The following is a 21,998-nucleotide window of genomic DNA, read 5'->3' on the forward strand; positions in this document are numbered from 1 at the left end:
GCAAAAAGAAACCCCGAGAAGTGGGGAGACGACTCGGGGTTAAACGTGGCCTGTATCAAAGACCCGTAGCAGCAAGCGACAAGCACCGGAGCACAATGCTTGCTCCTGCTGTTAACGGGTCTGACCGACCTGGATGCAGGAAGGTTCCCACAAATGAAAAATCAGTTTCAGAGGGCCGGGTGCTTGTCGAGGGCTGCGTTTCGCAACGCGGCGATCACACAGGGTTCCAGCCGGCCTTCGGCAATCAGGATGTCACGGTGCAGACCGTCGACCACATCTGTCAGTTGACGCTTGTCGCTCAATTGCGCCTGATTGAATTCGCGCTCCACCACGATCGCGCCGCTGCCGTTCTTCAAGGTCACCAGGCATTCGCCATGGCGACCCCGAGGGGTCAACGTCACTTGATACGGGCTCAGAGCCTCACCGAGCAATAGACTGATACTTTCCATCTCGATCTCCACTCAATAGTCCGAAAACACAGTGCCTGGGGCGTGTTCACAGTAAATGACCACCGGCCCGAGAGGAAAGTTCTGCTTGTCGCCGGCCTCTCCCGGAGCGTCACCGGCCTATCGGAGCATGCAGGGTGAAGATGACAGGAAAATAACCATGGGGGTTCAAGCGTCCACGCAATGCCGGTGGCTTGTCATGTAGGTGTCCAGCAGACTCCTCATCAACACCGCCGACACTGGCGTGTGCAGGCGGCCCAGCAAGGTGATCCCGTGTTCGCCGAGCAAGGTTTCCAGCTCTTGCAGCAGGCTGGGTGCCACGGCCCCCAGCAGAATCATCGCCCGCGCGTCCTGCCGGTCGGCCAGATGCCGGATCAGCGCCACCCCGTCCCCGTTCTGTAATTGTGGATTGCACAGGGTAATGTCGACCGCTCCGCGACGTTCCAGTGACCGCTTTGCCGAACCCAGCGACGGCGCGGTCAGCACATCATAGATACCGATGGCGTTGAGCATCTGGTGCAACGCCATCAGCTGGAACGGATTGGGTTCTAGAATCAGGATCTTGAGCGAGCGCATGGGACGACCTCTGGAGCGGCAATCGCGGATTCACGCCGCAGTGGCCTGTCACTCTAGGGCAGTCGTCCTAAGCCTCCCATCAGAAAAGGAATCGCGGTTTATAGGACTTTTCCCATCTTTAATGCAGACATTGACACCCGCTCTCCTTCCTCCGCTCGGTGATGTCCGTCCAGCCACCCAGCAGGCCACGCAGTTTTCCATCCGCACTGTAAAACGGCACCGTCCATTGGTAGATCTGACGGGGGCCGCTCTTGAACACCAGCTGCCGTTTGCTGAAACGTGTTTTACGAGTGCCCAGCTGCGCCATGAATTCTTCGTGCAGCATCAGTGCCGTGGCCTGCGGAAGTGCATCGATCTCGAACAGCATCCGGCCCTGTACCTGTTCCAGCCGAACCGACAGCGCATCTTCATAACTGCGATTGCACATGATCAACCGCCCCTGCAAATCGCGAACGAATACGGGATCGGGCATCGCATCGATCAATGCATGTTGGAAAGCCAGTTGATCACTTAGATCCTTTTCAGCCGCCCGTCGCTGCTTTACCTCGGCCGCCAAACGGCGGTTCCACAGCAAGGGCAATAGCCCGAACACCCCAAGCGCCCCCATCGCCCAACACCCCCACTTGATCAGGAGCGAGCCGATCGAGGGAACCGGAGCGGGAGCAATGCCATCCAGCCATTTCAGGCGCATGGCACGCAGTTCGGCCGCCGAGAAAGCGCCCAATGCCTTGTTGAGGATGCTCACAAGCTCAGGCAGCCCTTTGCGTACCGCCAGATGATCCGCCTCCCATTTTCCCTCCACCAGACCGCCGACCTTGAGCAGGCCCGAGGGAAACAGCTGAGCCCCGATCTCGTTCTCGATGGTGGCGTAGGCCTCGCCACTCTCGACCAGCGCTCGCGCCTCGGCATACGTTTTCACCGAGCGGATCTGGATCGACGGGTAGTCACGTCGAATGCTGTCTTCCAGCGCATGCCGGGCCGGCAGGACCAATACCCGCTTTGCCAGCGCTTCGAACGACTGTATCGCCGGTTCGCCCGAATGACCGACGAATACCCAGCCGGCTCCGCCGAACGCGTGACTGAAGTCCAGGAATGCCTTGCGCTCGTCGTTCATCGCCAGGGTCGTGCTGATATCGGCCACGCCACTCTGAAGCCGTTCCAGCATGTGATCGGTGGAAAACGACTCCTGATGGACGAACTGCAATCCGGTCATGGCGCTGATATGCGTGAGCACATCGTTGTTCAAGCCGCTCCAATGACCATGTTCATCCTGAAACAGATACAACGGGTACTGTACCGAGGCGACCGTCACTCTGGGGTTATCTCGAATCCACTGTCGCTCATGCTCATCCAGCTCGATAGGCTGAACGGTTGTCACCCCATCGGAATGCCTCGCCAGATGGGCCGCTTCGGTCCACTGCGACACCCCGAACATCGCCCACACACACAACCAGCACAGCGCCGGTTTCAATCCTGAAAAAAACCGCATTGCCACATCCTTCGTCATCGACTCACCCGTCCTTCGTGGGTGAAACCCGGGCAGTGTGGCATGCATAAACAAGAAAGCCCGTCAGGAGACGGGCTTCAAAATGTGACAGCTTTGCGGGCTTAGAGGGGCTTGCCTCGGTTGCCATGCTGACTGACAAAGGCCTGCACGGCTTTCAGCTCATTCGGCAGGACGGTGCAGCGCTCTTCTCTCTCAAACAAATCAGAAAGATGTGCAGGTAGTTCGAGAGCTTTTCCTACACCGGCTTTCTCCACCGCGTCCGGGAACTTGACCGGATGCGCCGTGCCCAGAATCACCATCGGGATGTCCAGGCTGCGACGGCATTCGCGCGCGGCTTTCACGCCAATGGCGGTGTGCGGATCCAGCACTTCACCGGTCTGCTCGTAGACTTCGGCGATGGTTTCGCAGGTTTGCGCATCGTCCACGGCCAGCGAGTCGAACAGTTTGCGTGCTTCGGTCCAGCGTTCCTGTTCGACGCTGAAACCGCCGCCCTGCCTGAACGAATCCATCAGCCCGGCAATTGCCGCGCCGTTGCGACCGTGCAGGTCGAACAGCAGGCGTTCGAAGTTCGACGAGACCATGATGTCCATCGACGGCGACAGCGTGGCGTGCAGGGTTTCCTTGACGTACTGGTTGCCACTCATGAAGCGGTGCAGGATGTCGTTGCGGTTGGTGGCGACGATCAGCTGGTTGATCGGCAGGCCCATGTTGCGCGCCAGATAGCCGGCGAAGATGTCGCCAAAGTTGCCGGTCGGCACCGAGAACGACACCGAACGCGCCGGGCCGCCCAATTGCAGGGCCGCGTGGAAGTAGTAAACGATCTGGGCCATGATCCGCGCCCAGTTGATCGAGTTCACTGCAACCAGGCGGGTGCCCTTGAGGAAGCTCTGGTCGGCGAAGCTGGCCTTGACCATTTCCTGGCAGTCATCGAAGTTGCCTTCGATGGCGATGTTGTGGATGTTCTCACCGAGGATGGTGGTCATCTGCCGACGCTGCACTTCGGACACGCGGTTGTGCGGGTGCAGAATGAAGATGTCGACGTTTTCGCAGTGCTTGCAGCCTTCGATGGCGGCCGAACCGGTGTCACCGGAGGTGGCGCCGACGATCACCACGCGCTCGCCGCGCTTTTCCAGCACGTAGTCGAGCAAGCGACCGAGCAGTTGCAGGGCGAAGTCCTTGAACGCCAGGGTCGGGCCGTGGAACAGCTCCAGCACCCATTCGTTGCCGTTCAGCTGACGTAGCGGCGCAACGGCGTTGTGGGCGAACACACCGTAGGTTTCTTCAAGAATCTTTTTGAAATCGGCGTCCGGAATGCTGCCGGTGACGAACGGGCGCATGACGCGGAAGGCCAGCTCGTGATACGGCAGGCCGGCCCAGGAAGCGATTTCTTCCTGGGTGAAACGTGGCAGGTTTTCCGGGACGTACAGACCGCCGTCGGTGGCGAGACCGGCCAGCAGGACGTCTTCGAAATTCAGGGCCGGTGCCTGGCCGCGGGTACTGATGTAACGCATGACTGACTCCAATGGACAGTGTTCACGACACCGGCCCCGCTGGCGGGACCGGTGAAGGAGATCGGCTTAGTTCAAGTGCTCGACACGAATCCGCACGACCGGACCGACCACGCCCGCGAGCGCTTCGAGCGCGGCGATAGCGTCGTTGATGTGCTGTTCCAGCACGCGGTGGGTCAGCAGGATCATCGGCACCAGGCCGTCGTGTTCCTCGACTTCCTTCTGCATGATCGACTCGATGTTGATGCCGCGCTCCGAGAGGATGCTCGCCACCTGAGCGAGTACGCCCGGATGGTCCTTGGCCTGAATGCGCAGGTAGTAGGCGCTTTCGCAGGCTTCGATCGGCAGGATCGGATGGGCCGACAGCGAGTCCGGCTGGAAGGCCAGGTGCGGCACGCGGTTTTCCGGATCGGACGTCATGGCGCGAACCACGTCCACCAGATCCGCGATCACCGACGAAGCGGTCGGCTCCATGCCGGCGCCGGCGCCGTAGAACAGGGTCGAACCGGCAGCGTCACCGTTGACCATCACCGCGTTCATCACACCGTTGACGTTGGCGATCAGGCGATCGGCCGGGATCAGCGTCGGGTGTACGCGCAGCTCGATACCGGCGGCGGTGCTGCGTGCCACGCCCAGATGCTTGATGCGGTAGCCCAGCGCTTCGGCGTAATTCACGTCGGCGGTGGTCAGCTTGGTGATGCCTTCGGTGTAAGCCTTGTCGAACTGCAGCGGAACACCGAATGCGATCGACGCCAGGATCGTCAGCTTGTGCGCCGCGTCGATGCCTTCGACGTCGAAAGTCGGATCAGCTTCGGCGTAACCCAGCGCTTGCGCCTCGGCCAGCACGTCTTCGAAGGTGCGACCCTTCTCGCGCATTTCGGTGAGGATGAAGTTGCCGGTGCCGTTGATGATCCCGGCGACCCAGTTGATACGGTTGGCGGACAGGCCTTCACGGATCGCCTTGATCACCGGAATGCCGCCGGCTACCGCCGCTTCAAATGCCACGATCACGCCTTTCTCGCGTGCCTTGGCGAAAATTTCATTACCGTGAACGGCAATCAGAGCCTTGTTCGCGGTGACCACATGCTTGCCATTCTCGATGGCCTTGAGTACCAGCTCGCGGGCAACGGTGTAGCCGCCCATCAGCTCTATGACGATGTCGATCTCAGGGTTCGTGGCCACTTCGAAGACATCGTTGGTAATCGCAATACCGGTCGTCTGGAACTGAGGCTTTGGCGTGCGCATGGCAATTTGTGCCACTTCGATTCCACGCCCGGCACGACGAGCAATTTCCTCGGCGTTGCGCTGAAGTACGTTGAAGGTTCCGCCACCGACGGTCCCTAACCCACAGATGCCTACTTTGACCGGTTTCACTGTGAACTCCCCATAAAACGGCCGACGCGAGGCCGGCCGTGAAAACAACCGCAGGTTCGCGGCTCTCTGTTGATGGCCCGGCAATCCTGCCGCCGGACCACGCTCGTCAACGCCTGAGCGTGACGATGCGAATTACTTCGCGCCCAGCGCCAGTTTGGCGACTTGTGGCGCAGGCTGGTAGCCCGGAATGACTTGTCCGTCAGCCAAAACGATGGCCGGTGTGCCATTCACGCCGATCGACTGACCGAGGGCGAACTGTTTGGAAACCGGGTTATCGCACTTGGCGGCCTTGATTTCCTTGCCATCGACCATTTTGTCCATGGCCGCTTTCTTGTCTTTCGAGCACCACACCGCTTGCAGCTGTTCGTCACCCGGCGAATTCAGGCCCTGACGCGGGAACGCGACGTAACGCACTTCGATGCCACGCTTGTTCAGCTCGGGCACTTCAGCGTGCAGCTTGTGGCAGTACGGGCAGGTGGTGTCGGTGAAAACGGTGATGTGCGACTTGGTTTCACCCACGGCCGGGTAAACCACGGTCTCGGCTACCGGGATCGCATTGATCAGTTTGGAAATGCCCAGGCGCTCGGTCTTCTCGGTCAGGTTGACCGGTTTGCCGTCCTTGAGCTGGAACATGTAGCCCTGAACGATGTACTGGCCGTCGGCGCTGGCGTAGAGCACGCGACTGCCCTTGAGCTTGACTTCGTACAGGCCCGGCAGCGGACTGGCGGTAATGGTATCGACCGGCACGTCGAGCTGGAGGTTTTCCAGGCTTTGGCGAATCGCTTTGTCGGCCGCGTCATCGGCGACGGCAAAGGTGCTGACCAACGCAATGGCTGCGGCGGCGAAAATCTGGGTCAGACGCATGAGAACTCCTGAAGGCGGACAAATGGAACGATCAGAACGCCCGTGCCGGAACACCGGGTCATAACCGCCCATCGTGCAAACCGGCAAAGCCTACCACATAAGGCTCCCGTGGCCGAATGCGCCTGTCGCAAGACAAACGGCGCTCAGCCGCGCGGGTGATGTTTGGCATGCAGATCCTGCAAACGTGCCCGGGCGACGTGAGTGTAGATCTGCGTGGTCGACAGGTCGCTGTGGCCCAACAGCATCTGCACCACCCGCAAGTCGGCGCCATGGTTGAGCAGGTGGGTGGCAAACGCGTGACGCAAGGTGTGCGGCGACAGTGACTTGCCGATCCCGGCGACCTTGGCCTGATGCTTGATCCGATGCCAGAAGGTCTGGCGAGTCATCTGCTCGCCGCGCTGACTGGGAAACAGCACATCGCTCGGGCGACCGCCGAGCAGCTCGCCGCGACCGTCACGCAGGTAGCGCTCGACCCAGACAATCGCCTCCTCGCCCATCGGCACCAGCCGCTCCTTGCTGCCTTTGCCCATCACCCGCAACACGCCCTGACGCAGGTTGACCTGTTCCAGCGTCAGGCTGATCAGCTCGGTGACACGCAGGCCGCAGGCATACAAGACTTCGAGCATGGCGCGATCGCGCTGGCCGATGGCTTCGCTCAAGTCCGGCGCCTTCAGCAGCGCTTCGACGTCGGCTTCCGACAGGGATTTGGGCAGCGGCCGACCGAGTTGCGGCATATCCACGCGCAAAGTCGGATCAACCGAAATCAGTTTTTCCCGCAGCAGATAGCGATAAAAACCACGCACACCGGAGAGAAATCGCGCGGTGGAACGAGGTTTGTAGTTCTGTTCCAGACGCCAGGCCAGGTGATCGAGGATCAGTTCGCGACCGGCATTGACCAGTTCGAGACCTTTCTCCTGCAACCAGCCGTTGAACAGCGCGAGATCACTGCGGTAGGCGTCGCGAGTGTTGTCGGAGAGACCTTTTTCCAGCCAGAGGGCGTCGAGAAACTGGTCGATCAGTGGATGGTCGATGGCAGGCATGGGCGCTCAAGACACGCAGGTTTGGCACTGCGCGCAAATAAAGAGTGAACGGTTGAAATGGCCGCTAGTCTTTCATAGCCCGCTATTTCAAGGAACAGGGAGCTTCAATGAACGAGCAGCAAATTCTGTTGGCTTTCGGGGGTATCGGCGCCGCCGCACTGGGCTGCCAATGGCTCGCCTGGCGCCTGAAGCTGCCGGCGATTCTGTTTCTGCTGCTGACCGGCATTCTGGCGGGCCCCGTGCTGGGCTGGCTCGACCCGCAGGAAATGTTCGGCCCGTTGCTGATGCCATTGGTGTCGCTGGCGGTGGCACTGATTCTGTTTGAAGGCAGCCTGACCCTGCACCTGTCGGAATGGCGCGAGATCGGCAGCGTCGTGCATCGACTGGTCACAATCGGTGCGCTCTCGACATGGGTAGTGATTGCGGTCGCGACGCACTGGCTGCTGGGTTTCGACTGGCTGTTGGCGATCCTGTTCGGCAGCCTGACCCTGGTTACCGGGCCGACCGTGATCGTGCCGATGCTGCGCGTGGTGCGGCCGAAGGCTTCGATCGCCAACATCCTGCGCTGGGAAGGGATTGTGATCGACCCGATCGGCGCGCTGCTCGCGGTGGTGGTCTACAGCTTCATCATCGCCCGGGCCGAAGGCCACGGCCTGGAACAGAGTCTGCTGACCTTCGGTGGTGTGATTGTCTGCGGCAGTGCGTTCGGCGTTGCCGGTGGCTGGCTGCTCGGCACGATCATCCGGCGCCAATGGCTACCGGAGTATTTGCACAATCTGGCATCGCTCGCCGCGGTGCTGGGGATATTCATCGCTGCCAACCAGGCCATGCACGAATCCGGGCTGTTGGCGGTGACACTGATGGGCATGTGGCTGGCGAACATGAAGGGTGTGGATGTGCGGCACATCCTGCACTTCAAGGAAAACCTCAGCGTGTTGCTGATTTCCGGGCTGTTCATTCTGCTGGCGGCCCGACTGGATCTGAACGCGTTGATCGGTCTCGGGCCGCTGGTGTTGATCTTGTTGCTGGTGATTCAGCTGATCGCCCGACCGTTGAACGTGGTGCTGAGCACCGCCGGTTCGAGCCTGAGTTGGCGTGAACGTGCGCTGTTGTGCTGGATTGCCCCGCGCGGGATTGTCGCGGCGGCGGTCTCGGCGATCTTTGCGATTCGCCTGGATGAAGCGGGCCATGAAGGCGCGCTGTTGCTGGTGCCGCTGACGTTCGCCGTGATCATCGGCACCGTCGTGCTGCAAAGTGCGACAGCCCGGCCACTGGCCCGGCTGCTGAAAGTTGCGGAACCAGCGCCCAGCGGCTTCCTGATCGTCGGGGCGAACGGGCCTGCGCGCCTGCTCGGCAAGTCACTGCAACAGCTGGGCAGCCGGGTGCTGCTGACGGATTCAAGCTGGGAAAATATCCGCGCCGCGCGCATGGATGGCTTGCCGACCTACTTCGGCAATCCGGCCTCACAGCACGCCGATGCGCATCTGGACCTGGTCGGACTGGGGCATTTGCTGGCGCTGTCACCGTCGGGCGAACTCAATACGCTGGCGGCCATGCGCTTTCGTCATGACTTTGGCCATCAGCGGTTGTTCGGGCTGGCCAGCGGTCAGGAAAGCCGACGCAGCGACAAGCACCGCGCCAGCCTCGAACATCGCGGCAATCAACTGGGGAGCGAGGCGCTGACTTACGCCAGACTCGCCAGTCAACTGGGGCAAGGTGCCGATCTTTACAGCACGACGCTGACGGACGGGTTTGGCTGGGACAATTACCGTGCGCTGCATGGCAATCGCGCGACGCTACTGTTCATGCGCGATGACAGCGGCTGGGTACATGTCGTGACGCCGGAAACCGTGCTAAAGCCGGGACCGGGGTGGACGCTGGTGGCGCTGATTCAGCCGGAGAGCGTCAGCGTCTGACAGACCGAATCGCGGGTAAGCCCGCTCCCACAGTGTCCATGTCGAACACATCATCAGCGGACAACACAAAACGCGTGGGAGCGGGCTTGCCCGCGAATGCCGCGACTCGGTGCTGGATCAGGCCGCGAAACCCGGCAGCACCGGCACCGGACGCTTGTCATCATCAATCGCAACAAAGCTGAACTGCCCGTGAATGGCTTTCTCACGTCCGTCGCAGCTCATGCTTTCGACGAACACTTCCACCTCGACCTTGAGGCTGGTGTTGCCGACCTTGATCACCCGCCCAACCAGTTCGACGATGGAACCTGCCGGGATCGCGTGATTGAAGTCGATGCGATCGGTCGACACGGTCACCAGCGGCAAACGGCAAAACCGGGTGGCGGTGATGAAGGACACTTCGTCCATCCAGGCCAGCGCGGTGCCGCCGAACAGGGTGTTGTGGTGGTTGGTGGTCGGCGGGAAAACCGCCTTGGTCACGCGGGTCACCGAGAGTTCGGTGCGGCGTTCGATTTCTTGCTCGCGAGGGGTCATGGGTCAGGCCTGAAACAGAAATGCGGTGGATAAATTGCGGGCAACAAAAAAGCAGCCCGTAGGCTGCTTTTTTCTGCATCGGAAGCTGGACTTAAGCCAGTTTTTCCTTGATGCGAGCTGCTTTACCCGACAGGTCGCGCAGGTAGTACAGCTTGGCTTTACGTACGTCACCGCGACGCTTGACAGCCATGCTGTCGATTTGCGGGGAGTAGGTCTGGAAAGTACGTTCTACGCCAACACCGTTGGAGATTTTACGAACGGTGAACGCACTGTTCACGCCGCGGTTACGCTTGGCGATGACAACGCCTTCGAACGCTTGCAGACGGGAACGATCGCCTTCCTTCACTTTCACCTGAACGACGATGGTGTCGCCTGGGGCAAAGGTAGGGATTTCTTTGGTCATCTGCTCTGCTTCGAGTGCAAGGATGATTTTGTTGGTCATGCTGTGCTCCTAAGGTAAATCGTCTGATCTACCATCGATACGTTGTTAACTATCGTCCCGCTCGCGGATGTATTCCTCGAGCAGCTTCTTCTCTTCTCCAGAAAGCGAGCGGCTTTCCAGAAGATCGGCGCGTCGTTCATAGGTCCTACCAAGGGACTGCTGTAAACGCCAACGCCGGATATGCGCGTGATTGCCACTCAGCAACACGTCGGGAACACGCTGATCCGCATACACCTCAGGTCGGGTGTAGTGCGGGCAATCCAGCAGACCATCCGTAAAGGAATCTTCCTCAGCGGAATCCGCATGCCCTAAAGCTCCGGGCAGCAGTCGTGTAACCGCATCGATCATGACCATGGCCGGCAGCTCGCCGCCAGACAACACATAGTCACCAATCGACCACTCTTCATCGACATGAGCCTCAATAAAGCGCTCGTCAATGCCTTCATAGCGACCGGCAATCAGGATCAATGCATCCGATTTCGCCAGTTCGCGTACCGCCGACTGAGTCAGTTGACGGCCTTGGGGGGACAGGTAAATCACCTTCACCGCCTCCCCGGCTGCTGCCTTGGCCTGAACCAGAGCATCTTCCAGGGGCTTGATCTTCATCACCATGCCCGGACCACCGCCAAACGGGCGATCGTCCACAGTGTGATGTCGATCCGTCGTGTAATCCCGCGGATTCCAACAGGTCAGCTGCAAGAGCCCCTGTTTGACCGCACGACTGGTAATGCCGTACTCACTGATGGCCGAGAACATCTCGGGGAACAGCGTAATGACGTCTACGCGCAGGCTGGCCATTGCTTAGAAGTCCGCGTCCCATTCCACCCTCATCACGCCTGCTTCCAGGTCGATTGCCAGCACGCATTGCTCCGTATAGGGCAACAACCGCTCGCGATCATCCAGGCTGCCAACGCAGGGCTTGACCACCAATACATCGTTCGCGCCGGTCTCCAACAGGTGATCAACCTTGCCGAACAATTGTTCGTCCTGGTTGATGACGCTCAGACCTTCCAACTGGTACCAGTAGTACTCGTCGGCGGTCAGGTCGGGCAAAAGGCTTCGCGGGATGCAAATCTCGTAACCGCTCAGAAGACGGGCTTCATCGCGATCGTCGAGGCCTTTGAGCTTCACAACCAGATCCTTTTGAGTGGATCGGCCGCTGACCAGCTCGACCTGTTTCACCACGCCTTCGCGCCGAAGCGTCCAGTTGCGATAGCCCAACAGGTTTTCAATCGGATCGGTAAAGGAAAAGACCTTCACCTCGCCGCGAACGCCGTGAACCGAAAAAATCTTGCCGACAACGATCAGGTCATCAGCTTTTTCTGGCGTCGCGCTCATACTGCTCAGGCTGCAGCCTTGGCAGATTCCTTCAGCAACTGAGCAACACGCTCAGAAGGCTGTGCACCAACGCTCAGCCAGTAGGCAACGCGCTCTTGGTTCACGGACAGACGGATTTCCTGACCACGGGCAACAGGGTTGAAGAAGCCAACCTGTTCTTTGTGGGAACCGTCACGCGGGTTGCGGGAGTCGGTTACGGTCAGGTGGTAAAACGGGCGCTTTTTGGAGCCGCCAAGGGCAAGACGGATTGTTAGCATGTGAACATCGTTCCTGTAGTCGGTGCTGCAAATCTAAATGCACAGCGGGCATGGGTGCCCGAAAGGCCGCATATTCTAAGGAATATCCGGACTTTTGCAAATGACTTTTTCCGGCGCCTGTGGCATGCCGTGCAGATTTGCATATGGGGCCGTCGTTCAAAACGGCCAGTCAGCTCCCGCCGAGTGCGGGTTTGCTGTGGATCCCGCTTCCTTGCGGGACTGCGCCGGTGCGACGACCGGCGAGTTCTTTTACATCTTTGGCATGCCGCCGCCGGGCAACATTCCGCCCATGCCGCGCATCATTTTCGCCATTCCGCCCTTGGCGGAGAATTTCTTCATCATCTTCTGCATCTGCTTGTGCTGCTTGATCAAGCGACCGATGTCCTGCACCTGGGTGCCGGAACCCATGGCGATCCGACGCTTGCGCGAACCGCTGATCAGCTCAGGGTCGCGGCGCTCGGCCGGGGTCATGGAATTGATGATGGCTTCCATCTGTTTGAACTGCTTCTCTGCGGCGCTCTGGGCATTGCCCATTTGCGAGAGATTGACACCGCCGATGCTCGGCAGCTTGTCCATGAGCCCGCCGAGGCCGCCCATGTTCTTCATCTGTTGCAGCTGATCGCGGAAGTCTTCGAGGTCGAAGCCCTTGCCCTTCTTCAGCTTCTTGGCAAGCTTGTCGGCCTTGTCCTTGTCGAGGGTCGCTTCAGCCTGTTCGATCAGGCTGAGCACGTCGCCCATGCCGAGGATTCGCGAGGCGATACGCTCAGGGTGGAACGGATCGAGCGCTTCGCTCTTCTCGCCCATACCGATGAACTTGATCGGCTTGCCGGTGATCGCGCGAACGGACAGCGCGGCACCGCCACGGGCATCACCGTCGACCTTGGTCAGGATCACACCGGTCAGCGGCAGCGCATCACCGAAGGCCTTGGCCGTGTTGGCCGCGTCCTGACCGGTCATGGCGTCGACCACGAACAGGGTTTCAACCGGATTGATCGCGGCATGCAGCGCCTTGATCTCGCCCATCATTTCTTCATCGATGTGCAGACGACCGGCGGTGTCGACGATGACCACGTCGATGAATTTCAGTTTTGCTTCTTTAATAGCTGCGTTGGCGATGTCGACCGGTTTCTGGCTCAGGTCGGACGGGAAGAACGTCACGCCGATGTCGTTGGCCAGGGTTTCCAGCTGTTTAATAGCAGCAGGACGGTAGATGTCCGCCGACACGACCATGACCGACTTTTTCTTGCGCTCTTTAAGGAAGCGCGCCAGTTTGCCGGCGGTGGTGGTTTTACCCGCGCCCTGCAGACCGGCCATCAGAATGACGGCGGGCGGCACGGCGCTCAGGTTCAGGTCTTCGTTGGCCGCGCCCATCAGGCTTTCGAGTTCGGCCTGGACGATCTTCACAAACGCCTGGCCCGGCGTCAGGCTGCGCGACACCTCGGTGCCGACAGCGCGCTCCTTGACCGAATTGACGAAGTCCTTGACCACCGGCAGGGCGACGTCGGCCTCGAGCAACGCCATGCGCACTTCGCGCAGGGTGTCTTTGATATTGTCCTCGGTCAGCTTCGCCTTGCCGGTGACATGGCGCAGCGTCTGCGAGAGACGGTCGGTTAAGTTTTCAAACATTGCGCGATCCTTTCAGGCCCTGTGTAGACCGGGATAATGGCGGCCCAGACCGGAATCAACATGTGCTCGGCGAGCCTGCGGCGTGGGCAGGTCGCGGATTATAGCGAAGACTGCGGCTGGCGGACACCTCGCTGTCAGCTTGCCGGTCTTTCGTGCAACGGCGGTTCTATGCCAAACTCAGCCCCTTTCGGGCTTGCCTAACAGGATTTATGCTCCCCTTGTCACCGAGTTTGCTGACCACCCTCGCCGCCGCCCTTCTCTACGCCGCTGCGACCCTCTATCAGGGCACCCGCCTGGCCACCGGCGCCAAGGCCAACAAGCGCCTGCTGGTCTCGCTCGGCGTTCTCGCCGTGCTGGCCCACAGCGCCAGCCTGCTTACGCATTTATTGACGCCGATCGGTCTGGGCCTGGATTTCTTCAGCGCTTCGAGCCTGATCGCTGCGGCGGTCATTGCCCTGACCCTGCTCGCCTGCTCGCGGATTCCGGTGGAAAACCTGCTGGTGCTGCTGTTCCCGCTGGGTGCGATCACGGTGCTGCTGGCGCAGTTCGCGCCGGCCGGTACGGTGCAGATCATCGATGAAGAACCGGGCATCCTCGCGCACATCCTGTTGTCGATCCTCGCCTACGGCATGTTCACCATCGCGGTGTTCCAGGCCTTGTTGCTGCTGGTGCAGGATCATCAGCTCAAGCACAAGCACCCGTCCGGGCTGATCAAGAACTTCCCGCCACTACAAACCATGGAAAGCCTGCTGTTCGGCTTCCTCTGGGCTGGCTGGACGCTGCTGTCGCTGTCGTTGATCTCCGGCTGGCTGTTCGTCGAGAACCTGTTTGCCCAGCACCTGGTGCATAAAACCCTGCTGGCCTGCCTGGCCTGGATCGTGTTCAGCGTCCTGCTGTGGGGCCGTAACCGCCTCGGCTGGCGCGGACACAAGGCAATCCGCTGGACCCTCGCCGGTTTCTGCCTGCTGATGCTCGCGTATTTCGGCAGCAAACTGGTCCGTGAATACATCCTGCACATCTGACGGGCGGCATAAATGGACGGTTTGCCCATAGGGCCGATGCTCGCGGTATTTGTCCTGCTGATTCTCTGGTCAGGGCTGTTTACCGCCGTCGAAGCGGCGCAACAGCACCTGCTCGCGCAACGCACCGCATCCCGCGCCAGCGACAAGCCCTTGGCCAGGCTCAGCTTCCCGCTCGACAGCCTGATCCTCTGCAATACCCTGTGCCGCGCCCTCGCCGTCATTCTGGCCACGCTGCTGGCAATCTTTCTCTGTGAAGAAAACGGCCCCTGGGCGGCTTGCCTTGGCGCCGGCGCCCTGCTGCTGGTTTTTGCCGACTATTTCCCCCGCGCCCTTGCCCAGCGTTATCCGGATGCGGTGCTGTCGTTCGGCAATACGCTGCTGGCAGTACCGCTGAAGGTCATTTACCCGCTTGCCTGGCTGCTCAGCCGCGTCAGTGGTTTGCTGATGCGCCCGTTCATCCGCAAGGCCCAGGTGGTGCAACAAAGCGAAGACGATGTGCCGGCGGAGCGTCATGATGACCCCGATCATCCAGTGCGCCCGCACCCGGTTTCGGGCATCCATGCGCTGGATAACATCACGGTCAACGACATTCTGGTGCCGCGCAGCGATGTCGACGGCATCAACCTCGACGATCCGATCGAAGAAATCACCGAGCAACTGCGCCACAACCGTCGTACTCGTCTGCCGCTGTTTCACAGCGATATCAATCAGGTCGAGGCGGTGCTCAACACCCGGCAGGTCCGCCATTTGCTGGACAATGGCAACCTGACCCGCGAAGCCTTGCTGGCGGCCAGTTACGAGCCCTACTTCGTTCCCGAAAGCACCCCGCTGCAACTGCAGCTGCTGAACTTCCACAAGCAGCAGCGGCGGCTGGGCATGGTGGTGGACGAGTACGGCGAAGTGCTGGGGATTGTCACCCTGGAAGACATTCTCGAAGAGATCGTCGGCGAATTCGAAAGCGAGCACAGCCTCGACAACCCGCACATCCACCCACAAGCCGATGGCCGCATGGTGATCGACGGCGCCGCGTCGATCCGCGAACTGAACAAATGCCTGGGCTGGCACCTGCCCAGCGACGGCCCCCGGACCCTCAACGGCCTGGTGACCGAAGCGCTGGAAACCATCCCGGAAAGCGCGGTCTGCCTGAAGATCGGCCGCTACCGGCTGGAGATTCTCGAGACCGAAGAGAACCGGGTCAGCAAGGTCCTGATCTGGCACACCTCCTCGGCCCCTGCGCTCGCCCCTGTCCGCTAGGCAGCCCCTTGTTCAATCGTTAGCCACCTTCCTATAATCGCGGTGCTTACCCAAGCCCCGCCGAACCGCGTGCTTACCCCGCACCCGACTGGTTCCGGCCGGTTCATCGGCAATATCCGCATCACACCGACGACTGTTCCTACCTGAAGCAGCGATCGCGCCTCATCCCACATCCCTGGGTGTTCGACCATAATAATTCGCTCCAACGGAGCTCATGACTGTCAGGGATCACCGCATGACGACCAGTACCGCTTACAGCGACACCTCGCCCGCCCAACCGACCAACTCCGCCACCCGCGTGGCCACGGCGAGTTTCATCGGCACGGCCATCGAGTTCTACGATTTCTACGTCTACGCCACCGCTGCCGCGCTGGTGATCGGGCCGGTGTTCTTCCCGCAGACCTCCGGCACGGCGCAGATGCTCTCCGCCTTCCTGACCTTCGGCATCGCCTTCCTTGCACGACCGCTGGGCTCGGCGCTGTTCGGCCACTTCGGCGACCGCATTGGCCGTAAATCCACGCTGGTGGCCTCACTGCTGCTGATGGGTGTCTGCACCACGCTGATCGGCGTGCTGCCGGGTTATGACAGTATCGGCGCCTGGGCACCGATCCTGCTCTGCGTGCTGCGCTTCGGCCAGGGCCTGGGATTGGGGGGCGAGTGGGGTGGCGCGGCGCTGCTGGCGACCGAAAACGCCCCGAAAGGCAAACGGGCGTGGTTCGGCATGTTCCCGCAACTCGGCCCGTCGATTGGTTTTCTGGCCGCCAACGGCCTGTTCCTGACCCTGGCCATGAGCCTGAGCGACGATCAATTCCGCAGCTGGGGCTGGCGGATTCCGTTCCTGCTCAGCGCCGTGCTGGTGATGGTCGGGCTGTACGTGCGCCTCAAGCTTCACGAAACCCCGGTGTTCGCCAATGCCATTGCCCGCCAGGAACGAGTGAAAGTGCCGCTGGTCGAGCTGTTCAGCCAATACTGGGCACCGACGCTGCTGGGCGCCGCCGCCATGGTGGTGTGTTACGCGCTGTTCTACATCTCGACCGTGTTTTCCCTGAGCTATGGCGTATCCACATTGGGTTACAGCCGCGAGACTTTCCTCGGACTGCTGTGCTTCGCGGTGCTGTTCATGGCGGCCGCGACGCCGCTGTCGGCATGGGCCAGTGATCGTTACGGACGCAAACCGGTGCTGATCGTCGGCGGTGTGCTGGCGATTCTTTCCGGATTTCTGATGGAGCCGTTGCTGACTCAGGGATCGACCTGGGGCGTGGCCCTGTTCCTGTGCATCGAGCTGTTCCTGATGGGCGTGACATTCGCCCCGATGGGCGCTCTGCTGCCGGAACTGTTCCCGACGCACGTGCGGTATACCGGCGCATCGGCGGCCTACAACCTCGGCGGGATTGTCGGGGCCTCGGCGGCGCCGTTCTTCGCGCAGAAACTGGTGGCGATGGGCGGTTTGAGTTACGTCGGCGGGTATGTGTCGGCGGCCGCGGTGCTCAGCCTGATCGCTGTGCTGTGCCTGAAGGAGACGCGCAATAACGACCTGAATCAGGTGGTGTAAGCGCAAAGATCGCTCCCGCGCGGGCGGGAGCGATCAGATGGCGTGATTACAGCTCTACAACAACAGCCTGGGAAGCACGGGTCGCTTTGGCACGAGCAGCTTCAATCGACTCGTCGCGGGCCAGTGCAACACCCATGCGGCGCTGACCGTTGACTTCAGGCTTGCCAAACAGACGCAGCGCGGTATCCGGCTCGCTCAGTGCAGCACCGAGGTTGGCGAATGCGGTCTGGGTCGACTGACCTTCCACCAGAATCACCGCCGAGGCCGATGGACCGAACTGACGGATCAGCGGCACAGGCAGGCCGAGGATCGCCCGGGCGTGCAGGGCGAACTGCGACAGGTCCTGGGAAATCAGGGTCACCAGACCAGTGTCGTGCGGGCGCGGCGACACTTCGCTGAACCACACCTGATCGCCCTTGATGAACAGCTCGACGCCGAACAGGCCACGGCCGCCCAACGCTTCGGTCACGGCTTTGGCTACGCGCTCGGATTCAGCCAGCGCCACCGGGCTCATGGCCTGTGGCTGCCAGGATTCCTGATAGTCGCCCTTCTCCTGACGGTGGCCGACCGGAGCACAGAACGTCGTGCCGCCGACGTGACGCACGGTCAGCAGAGTGATTTCGTAGTCGAAATCGATGAAGCCTTCGATGATCACCCGACCTTTGCCGGCGCGACCACCCTCTTGCGCGTAATCCCAGGCTTTCTGCACGTCATCGGCGCTGCGCAGCAGGCTCTGGCCCTTGCCCGACGAACTCATCACCGGTTTTACGACGCACGGAAAGCCGAGGTCCTGAACGGCCTTGCTGTAATCCTCGAAGGTGTCGGCGAAGTGGTACGGCGAAGTCGGCAGGTCCAGCTCTTCGGCAGCCAGACGACGGATGCCTTCGCGGTTCATGGTCAGTTGCGCGGCGCGAGCGGTCGGGATCACGGTGAAGCCTTCGGCTTCCAGTTCGACCAGAGTGGCGGTGGCGATGGCTTCGATTTCCGGCACGATGAAGTGCGGCTTCTCGGCTTCGATCACTGCACGCAGGGCGGCGCCGTCGAGCATGTTGATCACGTGGCTGCGATGGGCAACCTGCATGGCCGGCGCATTGGCGTAACGGTCAACGGCGATCACTTCAACGCCCAGGCGTTGCAGCTCGATCACCACTTCCTTGCCCAACTCACCACAGCCACACAGCAATACGCGGGTCGCGGTCGGCGACAATGGAGTTCCGATACGGGTCATCTCAGGTCCTCAAAGAAGCGGATCATCGAGGAAAGCAACGCCAGACGTGCTTTCCATGGGGAGAAAGCGCGGCATTTTACATGAACCTGAGGGTTTGGCTTCAGCCGGCGACAGCCTGTTTGCGTTCGCGCCAGGCCATGATCAGCCAGACGGCGGTAACACCGGCAAACTTCGAGGCCAGCGCGGTGATGAGCACCGGCGGTGTCAGCAGGTCGATCATGCCAAAGAAGATGAAAGTATCGAGGGGAATGCTCAGCGCCGAACTGATCCACAAGCGGTCGCGCAACGGGCGCTTGGTGATGGTGAATACCAGCCAGTCGATGCACTCCGAGACCGCGAATGCCGTGGCGCTGGCCAGCGCAATCGATGGATCGGACGTGACATAAGACAGCACCAGTGCCGCCAGCATCGCCACGATCGCGCCATGACCGAAACGGGTCTGCACCATGTCGCGCAGCACGAACACCAGCCCGCCCCAGGCCGACCAGATGATGTCCAGGTGCGGCGCAGTGGAAAAGGCGAAGTTGATCAGCACGACGCTGCTGATGTAAGCGATGAGGAAAATCATGGGCGTGACCTGTCAATTTGGCGCACAGGTTACTTCAGCCCTTCGATGACGCCAATCAAATCGGTTATTGCCCTGGCGTTTTGCCGATCATCCAGACCAGGCCACTGGCCTTCGCCCGCTCATGGCAGAGCCCGAGTACAACCCGGCGTTCATCATTCGTCATCCGGCTCCAGCGAGTGATCTCCTCGACTGTGCGCTGGCAACCGGTGCAAATGTCGTCTTCGTCCAGCGCGCAAATGCTCACGCATGGCGAGGCGACAGGTTTTTCCTGGGTTGTCATTCTTCCTGCTCGACCAGATCGCGCGCGTAGCGCTGGGAGTTATGCACATAGTGCGCGGCACTGGCTTCGAGCATCTTCTTCTGCGGCTCGGTGAGTTCGCGCACCACCTTGCCCGGCGAGCCCATCACCAGCGAGCCGTCAGGAATCTCCTTGCCTTCGCCGATCAGCGAGTTGGCGCCGATGATGCAGTTCTTGCCGATCTTCGCGCCGTTGAGGATGACCGCGTTGATGCCAATCAGGCTGTAGTCGCCGACCGTGCAGCCGTGGAGCATGGCGTTGTGGCCGATGGTCACGCCGGTGCCGATGGTCAGCGGATAGCCCATGTCGGTGTGCATCACGGTGCCATCCTGGACGTTGCTGTTCTTGCCGATCAGGATCAGTTCGTTGTCGCCGCGCAACACGGCGTTGAACCAGACGTTGGCACCCTCTTCCAGTCTGACCTTGCCCACCAGCACGGCATTGGGGGCGACCCAGCTCTGCGGATGGGTGTCGACACGGGCGTCGCCCAGGCGGTATTTCATCTTGTTTTCCTCAGGGCTCACGGTGGCTGGCCATTCGAACGATGGCTTCAGGTATTGATGAAGCTTTTGGGCGGTTGATGCAGGCTGATTCTGGCGTCATAGAGCAGGTTGATCAACTCGACGATCATGATCGCCGTCAGCCCCCAGATCTTGTATTCGCCGTAACGGTAGCTCGGCACGTACCAACTGCGTCCCTGATAGTCGATGCGATGGGTGTGTTCGCGCGGATCCTTGCGGAAGAACTCCAGCGGCACACTGAACACCGCAGCGATCTCGGCATCATTGGCCTGGTATTCGACAAAATCGGGAATCACCCCGACATACGGAGTGACCTTGATGCCATGCAGGGAAATCAGCGGGCTGAGCGGACCGATCACTTCAACCAGTCCCGGCGGCAGGCCGATTTCCTCTTCGGCTTCACGCAGGGCGGTAAACACCAGGTCCGGGTCTTCGGGATCGCGTCGTCCACCGGGGAAGGCGACTTCGCCGCCGTGGGTCGAGAGACCGCTGGCCCGCAGGGTGAGGACAAGCTCGGGTTCGTCACTGCGAGTAATCGGCACCAGGACAGCGGCCTCGGGGAAACGCGTGTCGGTCTCCAGCGTGCGCGGCGTGTGATTGCTTACCCGGTGCAGTAGCTCGTCCAGCATAAGTGTTCTCGATCGGTGCCTTACCCTGCATCATGCACCAATCATTGCGACCGCCCAACCCCCGAACGGGGGTCATGTCGCGAAACGACAACTTGCCGACTGACACCGCTGCACGCCAAGATAGGCGCAGCATTCAGGAACCCCAGCATGAAATTTTGCAGCCAGTGCGGCAACCCGGTGACCCAGCGCATTCCCGAAGGCGACTCGCGGCTGCGATTCGTCTGCGACAGCTGTCAGACGATTCACTACCAGAACCCCAATATCGTGGCCGGTTGTGTACCGACCTGGGGCACCAAGGTCCTGCTGTGTCGCCGCGCCATCGAGCCACGCCTCGGTTACTGGACGCTGCCTGCCGGTTTCATGGAGAACGGCGAGACCATCGAACAGGCCGCCATCCGCGAAACCGCCGAGGAAGCCTGCGCCCGGGTGCGCAACCTGAGCATCTACACCCTGATCGACGTGCCGCACATCAGCCAGGTGCATGTGTTTTTCCGCGCCGAGCTGGCAGATCTGGACTTCGCCGCCGGCCCCGAAAGCCTGGAAGTACAACTGTTCGACGAAGCCGACATTCCCTGGGACGAACTGGCGTTCCGTACGGTGGGCCGGACCCTTGAATGCTTTTTCGCTGACCGGCGCGTCGAGGTCTATCCGGTGCGCTCCGAATCGATCCCGCCGCTCACTCAACCGGCCATCACTTGATTTCGACGATGGCCGGCCGATAACCGGCTTACGCAGCCCGCGACAGCGCCTGCACACTATCTATAAATAAAGTATCTGCTTCATTTCTGGGGAATCGTTTCAATGCGCTGGTTGCTTGCCCTGTTCTGCCTGTCGTTCGTCACCGTCTCCCAAGCGTCATTCGTGACCACTGTGACGCCATCGAACACCCCGCTCATCGAAAAAGTACTGGTGCTCAAATCGGCTCATCAACTGCAGTTGATCGCCGACGGCAAGCCCCTCAAGAGCTATCGCATTTCCTTGGGCAAAGGCGCGAAAAAAGGCCCGAAACTGATTGAAGGCGACAAACGCACGCCGGAAGGTTTCTATTGGATCGACTGGCGCAAGACCAGCGACAAATTCAACCTGTCGATGCACATCTCCTACCCGAACATCAGCGACTCCGCCCGCGCCCGCCGCGAAGGCGTCGAGCCTGGCGGAATGATCATGATCCACGGCACGCCGGACTCCGAGGACAATCCCGAACAACTGTTCCACACCCTGGACTGGACCGACGGCTGCATTGCCATGCGCAACGTCGACATGCGCGAAGTCTGGAACCTGGTGCCGGATGGCACGATGATCGAAATCCGCCCCTGATTCCGTAACCAGGGCACCTGTTCCCTCCGGGCCGCGAAGCGGCCCTTTCTCCTGACCATTGGTCGCCCGTAAAAAATAAATTCAAAAGATCGCAGCCTGCGGCCAGGCCTGAACGGTGATACCACTTTCACCCGCCAGAACGGCCGCAGACTGCGATCTTTTGCGTTTTACAGTCCACCTCTAA

At 60.7% G+C, this 21,998-nt stretch carries 24 protein-coding genes; 6 read left to right on the forward strand and 18 right to left on the reverse strand.

Annotated features, from left to right (window positions below; translation table 11 throughout):
- Positions 1-167: 167 nt before the first annotated feature.
- From L6D74_RS15605 to xerD, 7 genes are all read right to left on the reverse strand, one after another.
- Positions 168-449 (reverse strand): DUF3509 domain-containing protein, encoded by a 282-nt coding sequence (locus L6D74_RS15605; RefSeq protein WP_064382409.1) that lies wholly within the window; start codon positions 447-449, stop codon positions 168-170.
- A gap of 165 nt (positions 450-614) precedes the next feature.
- A complete protein-coding gene (locus tag L6D74_RS15610; RefSeq protein ID WP_236189727.1) occupies positions 615-1,022 on the reverse strand; it encodes a response regulator in 408 nt (135 codons plus the stop codon).
- A gap of 118 nt (positions 1,023-1,140) precedes the next feature.
- Positions 1,141-2,511 (reverse strand): transporter substrate-binding domain-containing protein, encoded by a 1,371-nt coding sequence (locus L6D74_RS15615; RefSeq protein ID WP_064593633.1) that lies wholly within the window; start codon positions 2,509-2,511, stop codon positions 1,141-1,143.
- A gap of 119 nt (positions 2,512-2,630) precedes the next feature.
- Entirely contained in the window at positions 2,631-4,040 is a 1,410-nt protein-coding gene (gene thrC, locus L6D74_RS15620; RefSeq protein WP_221398774.1) for a threonine synthase, read from the reverse strand.
- Between the two features lie 66 nt (positions 4,041-4,106).
- Entirely contained in the window at positions 4,107-5,411 is a 1,305-nt protein-coding gene (locus L6D74_RS15625; RefSeq protein WP_011332618.1) for a homoserine dehydrogenase, read from the reverse strand.
- A 132-nt stretch (positions 5,412-5,543) separates the two neighbouring features.
- Positions 5,544-6,275: a bifunctional protein-disulfide isomerase/oxidoreductase DsbC gene (gene dsbC, locus L6D74_RS15630; protein WP_039769559.1), complete on the reverse strand. Its 732-nt coding sequence runs from the start codon at positions 6,273-6,275 to the stop codon at positions 5,544-5,546.
- Positions 6,276-6,418: 143 nt separating this feature from the next.
- Complete coding sequence (gene xerD / locus L6D74_RS15635; protein WP_210711064.1) at positions 6,419-7,315, reverse strand: site-specific tyrosine recombinase XerD; 897 nt, start codon at positions 7,313-7,315, stop codon at positions 6,419-6,421.
- Positions 7,316-7,422: 107 nt separating this feature from the next.
- On the opposite strand from xerD, the gene L6D74_RS15640 reads away from it, so the two are divergent.
- On the forward strand, positions 7,423-9,231 hold the full coding sequence (locus L6D74_RS15640; RefSeq protein ID WP_236189728.1) for a cation:proton antiporter: 1,809 nt from the start codon (positions 7,423-7,425) through the stop codon (positions 9,229-9,231).
- A gap of 117 nt (positions 9,232-9,348) precedes the next feature.
- Here L6D74_RS15640 and L6D74_RS15645 read toward each other — a convergent pair whose 3' ends face one another.
- From L6D74_RS15645 to ffh, 6 genes are all read right to left on the reverse strand, one after another.
- Positions 9,349-9,762: an acyl-CoA thioesterase gene (locus tag L6D74_RS15645; RefSeq protein WP_011332614.1), complete on the reverse strand. Its 414-nt coding sequence runs from the start codon at positions 9,760-9,762 to the stop codon at positions 9,349-9,351.
- Positions 9,763-9,853: 91 nt separating this feature from the next.
- The gene (gene rplS, locus L6D74_RS15650; RefSeq protein ID WP_003175895.1) at positions 9,854-10,204 is read right to left on the reverse strand and encodes a 50S ribosomal protein L19; all 351 of its coding nucleotides are present in this window, start codon (positions 10,202-10,204) and stop codon (positions 9,854-9,856) included.
- Between the two features lie 45 nt (positions 10,205-10,249).
- Positions 10,250-11,002: a tRNA (guanosine(37)-N1)-methyltransferase TrmD gene (gene trmD / locus L6D74_RS15655; RefSeq protein ID WP_236189729.1), complete on the reverse strand. Its 753-nt coding sequence runs from the start codon at positions 11,000-11,002 to the stop codon at positions 10,250-10,252.
- A 3-nt stretch (positions 11,003-11,005) separates the two neighbouring features.
- Positions 11,006-11,542, reverse strand: a complete 537-nt coding sequence (rimM, locus tag L6D74_RS15660) for a ribosome maturation factor RimM (RefSeq protein WP_011332613.1) — start codon at positions 11,540-11,542, stop codon at positions 11,006-11,008.
- Between the two features lie 5 nt (positions 11,543-11,547).
- Positions 11,548-11,799 (reverse strand): 30S ribosomal protein S16, encoded by a 252-nt coding sequence (rpsP, locus tag L6D74_RS15665; RefSeq protein ID WP_003185073.1) that lies wholly within the window; start codon positions 11,797-11,799, stop codon positions 11,548-11,550.
- Positions 11,800-12,048: 249 nt separating this feature from the next.
- Positions 12,049-13,425 carry a signal recognition particle protein gene (gene ffh / locus L6D74_RS15670; RefSeq protein ID WP_064593624.1) on the reverse strand — a complete coding sequence of 459 codons (1,377 nt, stop codon included), beginning with the start codon at positions 13,423-13,425 and terminating at the stop codon, positions 12,049-12,051.
- 209 nt (positions 13,426-13,634) lie between these two features.
- Here ffh and L6D74_RS15675 point away from each other — a divergent pair, with 209 nt between their 5' ends.
- The 3 genes from L6D74_RS15675 (at position 13,635) to L6D74_RS15685 (ending at position 17,253) form a co-directional block, all read left to right on the forward strand.
- Positions 13,635-14,447 (forward strand): cytochrome C assembly family protein, encoded by an 813-nt coding sequence (locus L6D74_RS15675; protein WP_039769548.1) that lies wholly within the window; start codon positions 13,635-13,637, stop codon positions 14,445-14,447.
- Between the two features lie 12 nt (positions 14,448-14,459).
- Complete coding sequence (locus L6D74_RS15680) at positions 14,460-15,701, forward strand: transporter associated domain-containing protein (RefSeq protein ID WP_236189730.1); 1,242 nt, start codon at positions 14,460-14,462, stop codon at positions 15,699-15,701.
- Positions 15,702-15,936: 235 nt separating this feature from the next.
- The gene (locus tag L6D74_RS15685) at positions 15,937-17,253 is read left to right on the forward strand and encodes an MFS transporter (RefSeq protein ID WP_064593616.1); all 1,317 of its coding nucleotides are present in this window, start codon (positions 15,937-15,939) and stop codon (positions 17,251-17,253) included.
- A 46-nt stretch (positions 17,254-17,299) separates the two neighbouring features.
- On the opposite strand, the gene purT is transcribed toward L6D74_RS15685, so the two are convergent.
- The 5 genes from purT to L6D74_RS15710 all read right to left on the reverse strand — a co-directional run bounded on the left by purT (position 17,300) and on the right by L6D74_RS15710 (position 20,497).
- Positions 17,300-18,481, reverse strand: coding sequence for a formate-dependent phosphoribosylglycinamide formyltransferase (gene purT / locus L6D74_RS15690; RefSeq protein ID WP_039769540.1), 1,182 nt, complete (start codon positions 18,479-18,481; stop codon positions 17,300-17,302).
- Positions 18,482-18,581: 100 nt separating this feature from the next.
- Positions 18,582-19,049 carry a preQ0 transporter gene (locus L6D74_RS15695; RefSeq protein ID WP_085611431.1) on the reverse strand — a complete coding sequence of 156 codons (468 nt, stop codon included), beginning with the start codon at positions 19,047-19,049 and terminating at the stop codon, positions 18,582-18,584.
- A gap of 64 nt (positions 19,050-19,113) precedes the next feature.
- A complete protein-coding gene (locus L6D74_RS15700; RefSeq protein WP_236189732.1) occupies positions 19,114-19,329 on the reverse strand; it encodes a DUF1289 domain-containing protein in 216 nt (71 codons plus the stop codon).
- A complete protein-coding gene (locus L6D74_RS15705; protein ID WP_025112181.1) occupies positions 19,326-19,850 on the reverse strand; it encodes a gamma carbonic anhydrase family protein in 525 nt (174 codons plus the stop codon). The genes L6D74_RS15700 and L6D74_RS15705 overlap by 4 nt, the downstream gene beginning before the upstream one ends.
- Positions 19,851-19,897: 47 nt before the next feature.
- A complete protein-coding gene (locus tag L6D74_RS15710; protein ID WP_039769535.1) occupies positions 19,898-20,497 on the reverse strand; it encodes a CoA pyrophosphatase in 600 nt (199 codons plus the stop codon).
- 147 nt (positions 20,498-20,644) lie between these two features.
- On the opposite strand from L6D74_RS15710, the gene L6D74_RS15715 reads away from it, so the two are divergent.
- Together L6D74_RS15715 and L6D74_RS15720 are read left to right on the forward strand one after the other, a co-directional pair.
- The gene (locus L6D74_RS15715) at positions 20,645-21,196 is read left to right on the forward strand and encodes an NUDIX hydrolase (protein WP_064593610.1); all 552 of its coding nucleotides are present in this window, start codon (positions 20,645-20,647) and stop codon (positions 21,194-21,196) included.
- 102 nt (positions 21,197-21,298) lie between these two features.
- A complete protein-coding gene (locus L6D74_RS15720) occupies positions 21,299-21,814 on the forward strand; it encodes a L,D-transpeptidase family protein (protein WP_007954614.1) in 516 nt (171 codons plus the stop codon).
- Positions 21,815-21,998: the final 184 nt, after the last annotated feature.

Origin of the sequence: Pseudomonas pharyngis, from assembly GCF_021602345.1 — a bacterium.
Lineage (GTDB): Bacteria > Pseudomonadota > Gammaproteobacteria > Pseudomonadales > Pseudomonadaceae > Aquipseudomonas > Aquipseudomonas pharyngis.